Here is a 12418-nt window from a genome sequence, read left to right as displayed (position 1 = left end):
AGTGTGGATCGCGGTGAACCAGCAGGTGAAGCAGATTCGGCCTTCGGGCCAGTGTGCCTGCGTCCGGGTGGTCGATCTGCCGCACCGGTCGCAGACCCACGCTCCACTCGCCTGTCGCGGTCGGCCGCGTACTGGCCGATAGGGGACTAGGCCGTCAGGTTCCATCCTGTCTTCACCTCATTGCGTGGTGCTACTCGTCGAGGATGTTCGCGCGCCGCGGACGCACAGCGCGGTCCAGCCGCATGACGTTCGGGCCGGCATTGGCTGCTCGGTGGTGCTCGCGAGCATTGACGGCGGTGACTGTGAGAAGCGCGTCGGGGCCGCACCCGAAGATGTCACACAACGCCGACATCAACTGCAGCGACACCCGCTCAGGTCGCTGGTTGACCAGCCGATACACCTGGGGACGGGACAACGAGATGTCCCGTTCTGCGAGCAAGGGGATCAAGTCCGTGGTCGTGTTCATTCCGCGCGCAGCCATCAACTCCGCCAGCCGCCACGTGTAATCGACCTTGCGTTTCATTCGGCAGTTCCCTTCGTCGTGCTGTCCAACGCTTCTCTCACGGTCCGGTCCAACACCGATCTCAATGTCGACCGACGAAATTCGTCAGATGTGAACTGATAGATTCCCGTCGTCGAGGCGTGTTCGTGCCCCATCTGGTCCTGCACGAACCTGGGATCCCAGCCATCCTCGAGTAAATGCGTGGCGTACGACCGCCGAAACGAATGCAGATCGACGCCGTCGGGGATACCCAGATCAACACAGTAGCGGCGTACACGACGAAGAAGAGTCGACCCCACCACCAGCCCACCTCGTTCGCTGGAGAACAGATCAAGACTGTCGGGATCACCTCGGCCGTTGGCGATCCAGTCCTCGATGATCGGAGGCGTCCACCGCCACACCGTCAACACCGAACGGGGTTTCGGAGGTGACCCGCGGAACGCCTTCCCGTACCGGACCTTGCACACGCCGAACTTCCCGAACTCGCGAGCGTGGGGATTGCGGGCGAAGTCCACCAATTGCAGGTGCGTGAGCTCGTTAAACCGCAAGCCGTAGGCGTAGGCGACCTTCATCATCGCGGCGTCCCGGTAGGCCGCCTGCCAGCCCTTCCTGCTGGTCGTACCGATCCGAGCTACCTCATCGTCGGCGTACTCGAACAAGGCTTGAAGCTCGTCCTTGGTGTACGGGCGCTTGCTCGCCCGCCCGTCGTACTCCTGGACGTGGCTCGCGGTGTTCCAGGCGGAAAAAACCTGGGCCGGGTACGCGTCGAACAGCTGCTCACAGACGCGGTCCCACCCGTAGTCAGGGTTGCTGATGTAGGAACAGAATGCCCGCAGTGTGCCGTGGTAGCCGCGCAACGTCGAGTGCATCACATGACGAACCGACCGAAGATCGGCGGAAAACTCCTCAACCATCGCCGGTGTCCAGTTCCACGGCTCCTCGTTCGAATGCTCGATGAACCTCTGCACGCAGCGCACTCGCCGATCGATTGTCGAGAACTGCAAGTTCCTGGACAGCTGCTGGTTCCGCCACCCGTCGAGCATCAGCTCGACGACACGCTCCTCCGGCCGCAGAAGCGGCACAGATTCAACCAGATGTACTCGGCCAACCTCATCGATTCGCATCGGAACCTCCACCAGAAACGGTTTCATCTGATGATTCAATGATGCATCCAATGAGACGGCAGGTCAATACCCGCAGGTCAAAATGACAACGAAATCGATCAAGACCGGGCAACTGCCCACGCGACTCATGGGGTCTCGCCGGAAGGCGGCTGGCCTAACCGGTACGTATCCGCTGGTCCCGACGCCATAGAATGAACGAAGCGCCCGGGCATGGGGGAGCCGCAGTGATTCATCTGTTGCAATACGCAGGGTTCTACTTGACATAATGTATCTTATCGGCTCGGGTTCCATGTCCATATATGCAACTCGCCAGTCGACGACAGTTCAGCGCGTTTTGCACACAACTGGCAATTGTTGAGAAGTGCTTAACCGATTGAGCTGGGTCTGCTTGTTGGAAACCTCAGCTTTCGGCAATCCTGGTCCTGGTTAGCCAGTTGGATCAAAGCAGTTGGTCAAAGCATGGTTCGCGGTCCCATAGTTTATCGTCACTGTGACGATGACCAGACGGCGCAGCCGCCGCACCTGGGCCGCTGCGCCGTCCTCGTGACCCGACCAATACACGCTGCAATACTCCCGCCTCCACCACGATGCGAGCACCACTTCGCAGCGTCGTGGACCGTCCGGTTCGTTCTTGACAAGGTGCATCGCTGAGGCCACACGACCAGTCACGCCGCCATTGACCCGCGAAGGCGGCTACCCGATACACACCGAACTCGCCCCGAACGCTTGCACGCCAGTTGCTGATTATTCCGTTGATGCTATATAGCTCTCCCGGTATACTCGGAGGGTGGGAATCGAGCGGGGATCGACGTGGCAGATTGAGCTGAGTGAAGAGGTGCGCAGTTGGCTCGACGGCCTCACAGTGAAGGGACGGGCACAGGCGTTCCGGGCACTCGACCTCCTGGCCGTCGAAGGTGCCATGCTCCGAATGCCGCACAGTCGCAAGCTCGACGAGAATCTCTGGGAACTCCGGTTTCGCTGTGATCAAGTCAACCAGCGAATCGCCTACACCATCCAGCCTGAGCGCCGCGTGATCACGTTGACGACGTTCCGCAAGCAGCGCAACAACGAGCGCAAAGAAGTCCAGCGAGCCCGCAGTGTGCTGCGCCGCCGGGATCAGGAGAAGGAAGGGAAATCATGACCAACTACACCGAGTACAAGCAGGCGGCGCTCGCCGACCTCACCGCCGCCGAGCGTGAGGTCTACGACCAGGCATACGAAACCGCCGGAGTCGTGATGGAGCTAGCAGGAATCGCCTACCAGGCTCGAATCGACGCCGGACTCACCCAAGCCCAGCTCGCAGAACGGATGGGCACCACTCAAAGCTCCGTCGCCGCCGTCGAGAACGGTTCCCGCACTCCCACCGTCAACTTTCTCGAGCGCCTCGCCCGCGCCTGCGGCGCCCGCCTCACCGTCAGCATCGACGCCGCCTGACCTCGCCCCCGGTCATGCATCAGCAAGTGCTCGCCGCCTGGGGCCGCTTGGTGGATCATCCCTCTCGCACTTGCGGTCTATGCCAGTCGGACGGGTGTCGTCGCCACGATCGACTCCGTAAAGTGCTCGCCGCGTGCAGTTCAGCTCGAACCCAGCCTCCATCCTCGCCGACCAGGAAGTCGCCGATGGTGGTTGCGGCGATAGTTGGCCCCGCTGGTACTCGGGTCCCGAACCAACTCGCAGGTTCGATCTCTACCGGGTAATTCACGGCTCGCGACTTGAGGTCGGGAGACGCACCTTCGGAAGGCCACAACTCGATGGCGTGCTTCGAATCTTCTACAATTAGATTTCCGTCGAGAACGAATGATCGCTCTTGTATTCCCATAGAACGGTCAGGCGAACCACACGCGGATATCGCCCGAACTGGGGAGTCGACGTTGGCGGATGCCACCTTCGCTTGCGCACTGAGACCGAGAACTCGAACGAGTCGAGGTAGACGTACACCGAGTCCATCCAGACGGCAATGTTCTCATCTCTGTAGAGCGTGAGCTCGGTCCGGGCGTCGTAGGGCTTCACGTTTTCCGGGCATCTAGCCATTGGTTGCATCATTCGCGTTGTCGAGGAGAGCGCGGAGGTTTTCCGCCTCGTCTCTGATCTTTTCTCGCTCGAACCGGGTAAATTTACGCAACTGCATCGCCAGTACCGCGTCAGTTCCGGCCTCGTCGGTTCCCAGCAGCCCCGCGACGGCCGTCCGTGCATCGTCGACCACTGTTGACGATGCGATGGCGGCGAGTACTTCCGTACGGCGGTCGACAGCCGACGTGATCGCTTCCAGAATCGCCGAACGATCGATCGTCCGCTGTCTATCGGAGATCACTTCCTCCACGGGCGGATTGCCCGGCCACGGCCAGGCGAATGCGTCATCGTCCACCGGACCGCTCGACAGGCTCGTCACGGTGAGCGCGAAGCCTCGCCCCGAGGACAGTTCCACAATCAAACCCGACCGGTCGTCGATCGTGATCGTGAGCCGCTCTCGCTCCGTGGCACCGGGTCGGCCTAGCAGGGTCGACCACGCCGGCCGCCCATCGCAGCGGACGGGCACCGGCGTGGTGAGTGCGATGACGTCTCGCGTCATCTGGTGGAGGACTCCGGATTGCCCCACGAGATCGATCGGGCTTATGTGAGTCGTCAGCCACGGCATTCGGATACCGCGGCCGCTGAGTTCCACTGCCGCGCCGTTGCTGTCACGGTAGAACGTGCGGCGGCCATCGCTGATGTACTGGACCTCGCCGTCTCGCTCCACACGCCAACGTCCGGCTCCACCGGACCAGAAATCGAGGACGTCGGTGTCGTTCGGTGTCGTACTCGTCATGCGCGGCGCAAGGGGCGATCGATTGGCCGCTCGCGGCCCTGATCGGCGTTCCCGAACTCGCGGGAGTGCTGGTGGGATGGCGCGTCGCGCAGGCCCTGCCGACGCGCGTGCTGAAGATGGCCCTGACGGCGGCCCTCCTCGCCCTCGCGCCCTACCTGGCACTGACCGCCTGATGCCGGCAGGGCCAGTAATTGCATAATCAACTAATTCGGTAAGGTCGACGTATGAACTCTCCACGATGGCTCTCCGACGAGGAACAGGCGGCATGGCGCGCCTACCTCGACGCGACCCGGCTGTTGATGAATACGCTCGACCATCAGCTCGTCCGGGACGCACAGCTGTCGCTGACCGACTTCTCACTGCTCGTCGCCCTCTCCGAAGCGCCCGGCCGCCAACTGCGGATGAGCGGTGTCGCAGACGCTGTCGCCACGTCGCGAAGCACCGTCACCCGAGCGATGAACCGCCTGGTCGACAAGGGGTGGGTGGAGCGAATCCCGTGCGTCGACGACCGCCGCGGAGCCTGGGCGCATCTGACCCCCGCCGGTCTGGCCAAGCTGGTCGACGCCGCCCCGGCGCACGTCGACGAAGTCCGCGAGACGATGATCGACGTGCTCAGTCCCGCCGAGTTGAACGTCCTGGCGACGAGTTTCCAGAAGATTCGCGACCGATTGAGCTGAGCCTCACCCGCGACTACCGTGCCGCCCGGGCACCCACGATCCGTAGCGCGATCTCCGCGTAGTCGTCGGCGAGATCGTCCGCGTCGGCGTGATTCCTGACGGGAAACCATCGGCTCACGTCGATCCCGAGGGACGTCAGAGCGAGCGTCACGGTCGAGACGTCACCGAAGGAGAACTCGCCCGAGGCGGCGCCGGCTTCGGCGATCTCGGTGAACACTCTCGTGGTCGCGCGTCGCAGACCGGCGATCAGTTCGAAGTGATCGTCGGTCAGCGCCCGCAGTTCGTACTGGATGACGCGAGCGATCGCCCGGTTCTCCGCATGCCACCTCACGAACGACGCGATGGCGGCCCGGAGCCGTTCGGTCGGCGACCGCGCCGGATCGTCCGCAGCGAGCAGCGCGTCCAGAACCGCCCGATGGCCTTCCGTCGCTATCGCGAAGAGCAGCGACTCCTTGGTCTTGTAGTGGGGATACACCGCGCCGGGACTCATGCCAAGACTCGCAGCGATCTCACGGGTGGTGGCCAGGCCGTAGCCCTTCGCCGCGAACACCTCGCAGGCCGCCCGCCGGATCCGTGCGGCGGCTTTCGAACCCGGTACACCGTCGGCCGGACCGGGTGCGGTGGCGGTCATCGAACTCTCCTGTCTCCGGTCGGGATTGACACGGCGCACACAGTCCTGAAATATGCGTATGCATAGTTTCTATGCGTTTGCATAGTACATGACGCCAGACGGAGTGACGGGGCCCCGAGCCGTACGTCGCCCGGCCCCCGACCGATCGGAACCCTCCCATGACGCACGCTCTCTCTCGCCGCGACCTCGACTTCCTGCTCTATGAGTGGCTCGACGTCGAATCCCTGACCGCCCGCGAACGGTTCGCCGATCATTCCCGAGAGACTTTCGACGGCGTCCTCGACCTCACGGCCGACCTCGCCGACAAGTACTTCATCCCCCACAACCGGCTCGCCGACGCCTCCGAGCCGACGATGCGTCCGGACGGCACGGTCGAGATGATCCCGGACGTCCAGCGCGCACTGGCGGCGTATGCCGAATCCGGGCTGATCGCCGGACCGTTCGACCACGAGGTCGGCGGCATGCAGTTGCCGACCACCCTCGCGCGGGCCTCGATGGCCTGGCTGCAGGCCGCCAACGCCGGAACCTCGTCGTACGCGCTGCTCACCGCGGCCAACGCGGCACTTCTGGCCGAGTACGGCACGCCTCAACAGATCGACACCTTCGTCCGGCCCATGCTCGAAGGACGCTGGTTCGGCACCATGTGCCTGTCCGAACCCCAGGCCGGATCCTCGCTGGCCGACATCACCACCCGCGCCGAACGCAGGCCGGACGGCACCTACCGGGTCGTCGGATCGAAGATGTGGATCTCCGGAGGCGATCACGAACTGTCGGAGAACATCGTCCACCTGGTGTTGGCCAAGACGCCGGGCGGCAAGCCCGGTGTGCACAGCATCTCGCTGTTCATCGTGCCGAAGTACCTGCCCGGCGACGACGGCGGCCGCGGCGAGCGCAACGATGTCACGCTCACCGGGCTGAACCACAAGATGGGCAATCGCGGCACCGTCAATACGGCGTTGGCCCTCGGTGACGGCACCCATCGACCGGGCGGCGAGGCCGGCGCGGTCGGCTATCTCGTCGGTGAGGAGCACCGCGGGCTCTCGTACATGTTCCACATGATGAACGAGGCGCGGATCGGCGTCGGCTTCCTGGCGACCGCACTCGGGTACGTGGGATATCTCAAGGCCGTCGACTACGCGGCCGGGCGCACCCAGGGCCGCCCGATCGGCGCCAAAGATCCGGCCGCGCCGCCGGTCCCGATCATCGCGCACCCGGACGTCCGCCGCATGCTGCTGGCACAGAAGGCCTACGTCGAAGGCGGTCTGGCACTGGGCCTGTACTGCGCGAAACTCGTCGACGACTTGGACACCGCCGCCGACGCGGAGACCGCAGCCGACCTGGAGTTGCTGCTCGACGTCCTGACACCGATAGCCAAGAGCTGGCCGTCGCAGTGGTGTCTGAAGGCCAACGATCTGGCGATCCAGGTGCACGGCGGTTACGGCTACACCCGCGACTACGACGTCGAACAGCACTACCGCGACAACCGCCTCAATCCGATCCACGAAGGCACGCACGGCGTTCAGGGGCTCGACCTGCTCGGCCGCAAAGTGATCATGCGGGGCGGCAGGGGGCTGAGCCTGCTCGGCGCGCGTATCTCCGCGACCGCCGACGCCGCCCGCGGTCGCGGCGGCACCGCGTCGGCGTTCGCCGACGGTCTCGACGACGCCTGGCGGCGGGTGGTCGAAGTGACGGGGACCCTGTGGGCGGACGGTGATCCCGCTACGGCACTGGCGAACTCCTCGGTGTACCTGGAGGCCTTCGGTCACGTGGTGGTCGCCTGGCTCTGGCTCGACCAGTATCTCGCGTGCGAAGACCGGTCCGGCGACTTCTACGACGGCAAGAGGATGGCCACGCGCTACTTCTTCGCCCACGAACTCCCGCAGACCGGACCGTGGACGGCCCTGCTCGCGTCTCTCGACGACACCACCGCGGTCATGGAACCGAACTGGTTCTGAATCGGTCCGTCCGTCGCCTCGGTCACCGTCCGGGGCGGGTCCGCACTTTGTGCGAGCCGTCACACATCGGGGCGATGGTGGACCGGCCGCATCGACAGAATGCGACCGTGCGCCGCCGGGGCGAATAGGCGGTACCATCGGGCTTGATCACCGAAATCGGCCCGCGTACCAATAGCGGCCCTGAAGGACATGGAATGACGGTGACGTCATCGTCCCGATGGTCGCCGCCCTGATCGTTGGAGGTCATTTGTCCTCAATTCCTGGGAACGTGCGGAATTCATCGCTCAGCGCGAGCCTACTCACCTCGGACGACGGCGCCAACGGTTCGCAGCCGCGCATGCCGATGCCCGCGCCCCGCGGCCCGGTGAGCGCGGCACTGGCCGAACTGCTGCTCGATCTCGACGGTCCGGCCGAGCCCCTCTCGGCCGCGGTCGCCGCACATCGCAGTCCCGTGCTGGACGACGAAGACGCCCAGCTCACCCTGACGATGCTGTATGAACTGCACCTGCGCGGCATCCGCGGCGTCGACGATCGGGCGGAGTGGGACCTGCGACTGCTCGAGGTGCGCGGCGAACTCGAACAACGTCTGGAATCGGAACTGAACGCGTTGGTCGGCCCGATCGAGGACCCCGACGACGTCGTGGAAGCGTTGTTCCAGGCGAGCGCGGACGACGACGGTCCGCCGCTGGCGGCATTTCTCGCGCGGTCGGGAACCGTCGATCAATTCCGGGAACTCGTGATTCACCGATCGCTGAACCAGCTGCGGGAAGCCGATGTTCACACGCTGGGCATTCCGCGCCTGGGCGGCGCACCCAAGGCTGCGCTGATCGAAGTGCAGAGCGATGAATACGGCGGCGGCCGACTCGATTACATGCATGCCACTCTGTGGGCCGATCTGATGCGGGGAATGGATCTGGATTCCGGATACGCCGCATATATCGACAGCATTCCGGCTCCCACCCTGGCGGCCGTCAACACACTCTCCTATTTCGGCCTCCACCGCGGAAGGGTCCGCGAACTCGTCGGACATCTGTGCATGGTGGAGACCACGTCGTCACTGCCGAGCAGGCAGTACAGCCGTGGCCTGCGCCGCCTCGGATTCGGGCGCCCGGTTCGGCTGTTCTTCGACGAACACGTCGAGGCGGATGCGGTGCACGAACAGCTCGTCGTCCGCGAGGTCGCCGGAGCGCTCGGCGACACACCCGACGGCCGCATCGGCCTCCTGCGCGGCGCACTGACCTGTCTGGCGGTGGAACGGCTGGCCGCACAGCACATCTGGGCCGCGTGGGAGGCGGGCCGGTCGTCGCTGCGCGTGGGGTCCGCCCGGTGATCGGCCGATGGGCGGTCGGCGAGGCCACCGCCGGCCGGATCCTCGGGACCCTGCCCCTGCCCCAGCCCACCGTGACCGCGCCGACGGGCGTGTACCGGCCGTCGGTCGACTCGGCGATGCTGTGCCGTCGAATGGTGAACCACATGCAGACCCACCCGAAGGGCGTGACCTCGGTGATCGAGCTGTGCGCTGGGAGTGGAATCGCGTCGGTCTACGCCGCTCTGGCCGGCGCCCGCGTGACGGCGGTCGACGACACCCGGGAATCGGTCGAGGCGGTCGCGGTCAACGCGGCGTCGAACGATGTGACCGTCGACGTCGTCCGCTCCGATGTCCGCGCACTCCCTCGGCTCGATCCCGCCGACCTGGTGGTCGCCAACCCGCCGTATGTCCCGGCGCCCGCGCACATGCCCGACGGACACGCCTGGAACGCCGGACCGAACGGCAGGAGCGTGGTCGACTCGATCATCGGCGTGCTGCCCGAGCTCGTTCGGCCCGCGGGTGCGGCACTGCTGGTCCAGTCGGACGTCTGCGGTGTGACGCCCACCCTCTCCGGACTGGCGGACCGGGGCTTCGACGCGGCAGTCACCGACGAAGTCGTTGTCGACTTCGGTCCGGTGATGCACGAGCGCGCGCTCTGGCTGGAATCGCAGGGCTTCATCGAACCGGGCGAACGCACCGAGCGCGTGGTGGTGATACGAGCCGTGCGGTCGACGTCGGCCGTGCCGCGGGGAGCGTCGCGATGACCGGGGCGTGGTCGGTGCGCCCGGAGGGCGACGGCGACGCGCAGGCGGTTCATGCGGTCAACGCAGCCGCGTTCCCGACGCCGGCCGAGGCGGATCTGGTCGACGAACTGCGTCGCGACCCGGCGGCGTGGATCGACGGGCTGTCGTATGTCGCGGAACAGGACGGCGAGATCATCGGGCACGCCCTGCTCACCCGGGCGACCGTCGGAGGAACGCCGGTATTGGCCCTCGCACCGTGTGCGGTGGTTCCGGCACAGCAAGGCACCGGCGTCGGAACGGCGGTGATCTCAGCACTGCTCGACGCTGCCCGCCGGATCGGCGACGAGACCGTCGTCGTCCTCGGCCATGCCGACTACTACCCGCGGTTCGGCTTCGTTCCCGCGTCCCGATTCGGTATCTCGGCGCCGGTCACGGTACCCGACGACAGCTTCCTCGCACTGCCGCTGACCGCAGCGGCGCGCGTCCCCTCCGGAGTCATCGCCTATCCGGCGGCCTTCGGCCTCTGACCACGATCGGAGTCTCCGGACGATCACCGGCCGGCGTGCGGCCGATACCATTGGCCCGGAGATCCGACGAGAGGCAGACGATGACCACCGCGCCCGAAGCCGAGGGCAGTTTCGGCGAGCAGTTCATCGAAGAGTTCGACCGACTCCTCCGCTGGCGCCGCGACGTGCGACGCTTCCGGACCGACCCGGTCGAGCCGCGACTGATTCAGGAGATCGTGGCCGCCGCCGAACTGGCGCCGTCCGTGGGCAACAGCCAGCCCTGGCGATGGGTCGAGGTCCGATCGCCGGAGCTGCGGGCAGTGGTGAAGTCCACCTTCGCCCGGTGCAATGCGGAGGCACTGGAGGGATACCGCGGAGAGCGTGCCCAGCAGTACGCCTCGCTCAAACTCGCCGGGCTCGATCAGGCACCTGTCCATCTCGCGGTCTTCAGTGAGGACCACCCGCAGCAGGGACACGGCCTCGGTCGTCGAACCATGCCCGAGACCCTCGCCTACTCCGTGGTCACGGCGATCAGCAGTCTCTGGCTCGCCGCCCGCGCGCGCGGCATCGGCGTCGGCTGGATCTCGATCGTCGAACCCGACGAGGTGCACCGGGCCCTCGGCGTTCCGCCCGGGTGGCGATTCGTCGCCTACCTCTGCATCGGCTATCCGGAAGAGGTGAACTCGGTGCCCGAACTCGAACGCGCGGGCTGGCAGGCCCGGACCGACCCGGAGACGCGCTACTTCATCCGCTGACTCGCCTAATCGGTACCGATCACTCGTTCGGTCGTCATACGATCGCCAGGGCCGCGCATTTCGGCGGCCGGACGACGTGCTGCGAGAGGAATTCCCCATGACCGACCGAATCACCGCGCTCGATCTGCCCGCCGGAGAATTGAGCGCCGACACGCTCAAGTACTTCGACGTCTGCCGCGAGAAGCTCGGGATGGTCCCGAACGTCCTGCAGGCGTACACCTTCGACGAGACCAAGCTTCGCGCCTTCACCGCGATGTACAACGACCTGATGCTGGCCGACTCGGGACTGTCGAAGCTGGAACGCGAGATGATCGCCGTCGTCGTCTCGTCGATCAACAAGTGCTACTACTGCCTCACCGCGCACGGAGCCGCCGTGCGCCAACTGTCGGGCGATCCCGAACTGGGCGAACTGCTCGTCATGAATTTCCGGGCCGCCGATCTGTCCGATCGTCACCGTGCGATGCTGCTCTTCGCCGAGAAGATGACCGAGCAGCCCTCGAAACTCGACGCCGCCGATCGAGAGGCGTTGCGCGCGGTGGGCTTCACCGATCGCGACATCTTCGACATCTCGTCGACCGCGGCGTTCTTCAACATGACGAACCGGGTGGCGAGCGGCATCGACATGCGTCCCAACCCGGAGTACTCGGCTCAAGCGCGATGACGTCCCGGCATCACCCGATCTGCAGCGACGCATGGGCGGCCGTGACGGCGCGCTGCAGTTCGGCGGCGACCAGCCGGGTCGTCTGCGCCGGAGTGGCCGGAGCGACCGCATCGAGTGCGATCGGGACGCTGAAGACCACCACCGGGCGGTCCTGGTCCGGATAGGCGATGCCCGCGCATACCAACCACGGCCGACTCCCCTTCTTCAGTGCCCCGCTCGCGATGTGGCCGACTCCGCTGCTGACCTTCTGAAGCAGCCGGGGATCCTCCTCGTTGCACGTGCCCTCGGGGAAGATCGCGATCGAGTCTCCCCGACCCATCCGCTCGATGCAGACGTCCATCATCTGCTTGCCCGCGGTGGCCGCGGCGCGGAGACCGTGGTCCTTCTGACGGAAGACCGGGATGCCGCCGAGGTCGTCGATCTTGCGGCGACGGTCCGGATCGTCGAAGAGTTCGTCTTTGGCCAACACACGCATCCGCCCGATCCGCGGGCGCAGCGGCGACAAGAAGCCGGATGCGGCAAGGATGAACGGATCGGTCTGGCGCACGTGATTGGCGGCGATCACCAGCGGCACCTCGTTTCGCCCGACAACAGCGCGCAGACGGTCGCGCGCGTCGTCTTCGAAGCGGACACGCGGACGGTGTCGAGCCGCCAGTACGCCGTACATGGCGAGCGCCTTCATCCGGGTCTGACGGTGGTCGCTGTAATACCGGTACACCTCGTCGGCGTTCTCGAGCGTTACGTCCATG

16 protein-coding genes are annotated in these 12418 nt (G+C 65.6%); 10 read left to right on the top strand and 6 right to left on the bottom strand.

The features are described 5' to 3' along the window. Positions 1 to 190 precede the first annotated feature (190 nt). Positions 191 to 523, bottom strand: a complete 333-nt coding sequence (locus ABFX36_RS12275) for a helix-turn-helix domain-containing protein (protein WP_005203177.1) — start codon at positions 521 to 523, stop codon at positions 191 to 193. Next, positions 520 to 1626, bottom strand: coding sequence for a tyrosine-type recombinase/integrase (locus ABFX36_RS12270; protein WP_278127435.1), 1107 nt, complete (start codon positions 1624 to 1626; stop codon positions 520 to 522). Before ABFX36_RS12270 ends, ABFX36_RS12275 begins: the two co-directional genes overlap by 4 nt. Positions 1627 to 2413: 787 nt before the next feature. On the opposite strand from ABFX36_RS12270, the gene ABFX36_RS12265 reads away from it, so the two are divergent. Both ABFX36_RS12265 and ABFX36_RS12260 read left to right on the top strand, forming a co-directional pair. Continuing rightward, on the top strand, positions 2414 to 2767 hold the full coding sequence (locus ABFX36_RS12265; protein ID WP_006895014.1) for a type II toxin-antitoxin system RelE/ParE family toxin: 354 nt from the start codon (positions 2414 to 2416) through the stop codon (positions 2765 to 2767). Then, positions 2764 to 3060 carry a helix-turn-helix domain-containing protein gene (locus tag ABFX36_RS12260; RefSeq protein WP_006895015.1) on the top strand — a complete coding sequence of 99 codons (297 nt, stop codon included), beginning with the start codon at positions 2764 to 2766 and terminating at the stop codon, positions 3058 to 3060. Before ABFX36_RS12265 ends, ABFX36_RS12260 begins: the two co-directional genes overlap by 4 nt. 589 nt (positions 3061 to 3649) lie before the next feature. On the opposite strand, the gene ABFX36_RS12255 is transcribed toward ABFX36_RS12260, so the two are convergent. Then, on the bottom strand, positions 3650 to 4051 hold the full coding sequence (locus tag ABFX36_RS12255; RefSeq protein WP_231650209.1) for a hypothetical protein: 402 nt from the start codon (positions 4049 to 4051) through the stop codon (positions 3650 to 3652). A gap of 365 nt (positions 4052 to 4416) precedes the next feature. On the opposite strand from ABFX36_RS12255, the gene ABFX36_RS12250 reads away from it, so the two are divergent. Beyond that, positions 4417 to 4605, top strand: coding sequence for a TSUP family transporter (locus tag ABFX36_RS12250; RefSeq protein WP_045538450.1), 189 nt, complete (start codon positions 4417 to 4419; stop codon positions 4603 to 4605). 51 nt (positions 4606 to 4656) lie between these two features. After that, complete coding sequence (locus ABFX36_RS12245; protein ID WP_006895027.1) at positions 4657 to 5109, top strand: MarR family winged helix-turn-helix transcriptional regulator; 453 nt, start codon at positions 4657 to 4659, stop codon at positions 5107 to 5109. 13 nt (positions 5110 to 5122) lie between these two features. On the opposite strand, the gene ABFX36_RS12240 is transcribed toward ABFX36_RS12245, so the two are convergent. After that, the gene (locus ABFX36_RS12240; RefSeq protein WP_006895028.1) at positions 5123 to 5740 is read right to left on the bottom strand and encodes a TetR/AcrR family transcriptional regulator; all 618 of its coding nucleotides are present in this window, start codon (positions 5738 to 5740) and stop codon (positions 5123 to 5125) included. A 158-nt stretch (positions 5741 to 5898) separates the two neighbouring features. Here ABFX36_RS12240 and ABFX36_RS12235 point away from each other — a divergent pair, with 158 nt between their 5' ends. Then, on the top strand, positions 5899 to 7695 hold the full coding sequence (locus ABFX36_RS12235) for an acyl-CoA dehydrogenase (RefSeq protein ID WP_006895029.1): 1797 nt from the start codon (positions 5899 to 5901) through the stop codon (positions 7693 to 7695). A gap of 22 nt (positions 7696 to 7717) precedes the next feature. On the opposite strand, the gene ABFX36_RS12230 is transcribed toward ABFX36_RS12235, so the two are convergent. Then, complete coding sequence (locus ABFX36_RS12230) at positions 7718 to 7942, bottom strand: CDGSH iron-sulfur domain-containing protein (protein WP_081598062.1); 225 nt, start codon at positions 7940 to 7942, stop codon at positions 7718 to 7720. A 90-nt stretch (positions 7943 to 8032) separates the two neighbouring features. Between ABFX36_RS12230 and ABFX36_RS12225 the strand changes: the two genes are divergently transcribed. The 5 genes from ABFX36_RS12225 to ABFX36_RS12205 all read left to right on the top strand — a co-directional run bounded on the left by ABFX36_RS12225 (position 8033) and on the right by ABFX36_RS12205 (position 11669). Continuing rightward, entirely contained in the window at positions 8033 to 9025 is a 993-nt protein-coding gene (locus ABFX36_RS12225) for an iron-containing redox enzyme family protein (protein ID WP_006895030.1), read from the top strand. Further along, entirely contained in the window at positions 9022 to 9768 is a 747-nt protein-coding gene (locus ABFX36_RS12220; protein ID WP_006895031.1) for a methyltransferase, read from the top strand. Before ABFX36_RS12225 ends, ABFX36_RS12220 begins: the two co-directional genes overlap by 4 nt. Beyond that, a complete protein-coding gene (locus tag ABFX36_RS12215; protein WP_006895032.1) occupies positions 9765 to 10274 on the top strand; it encodes a GNAT family N-acetyltransferase in 510 nt (169 codons plus the stop codon). The genes ABFX36_RS12220 and ABFX36_RS12215 overlap by 4 nt, the downstream gene beginning before the upstream one ends. Positions 10275 to 10354: 80 nt before the next feature. Continuing rightward, a complete protein-coding gene (gene bluB, locus ABFX36_RS12210) occupies positions 10355 to 11008 on the top strand; it encodes a 5,6-dimethylbenzimidazole synthase (RefSeq protein ID WP_006895033.1) in 654 nt (217 codons plus the stop codon). A 97-nt stretch (positions 11009 to 11105) separates the two neighbouring features. Further along, positions 11106 to 11669, top strand: a complete 564-nt coding sequence (locus ABFX36_RS12205; RefSeq protein WP_006895034.1) for a peroxidase-related enzyme — start codon at positions 11106 to 11108, stop codon at positions 11667 to 11669. 10 nt (positions 11670 to 11679) lie between these two features. On the opposite strand, the gene ABFX36_RS12200 is transcribed toward ABFX36_RS12205, so the two are convergent. Further along, entirely contained in the window at positions 11680 to 12417 is a 738-nt protein-coding gene (locus ABFX36_RS12200; RefSeq protein WP_062367716.1) for a 1-acyl-sn-glycerol-3-phosphate acyltransferase, read from the bottom strand. Position 12418 lies beyond the last annotated feature (1 nt).

It is taken from the genome of Gordonia cholesterolivorans (assembly GCF_039531975.1).
In the GTDB taxonomy this organism is placed as follows: Bacteria; Actinomycetota; Actinomycetes; order Mycobacteriales; family Mycobacteriaceae; genus Gordonia; species Gordonia sihwensis.
Note: the sequence above shows the minus strand (reverse complement) of the source record. Positions and strands in the feature narration are given on the sequence as shown.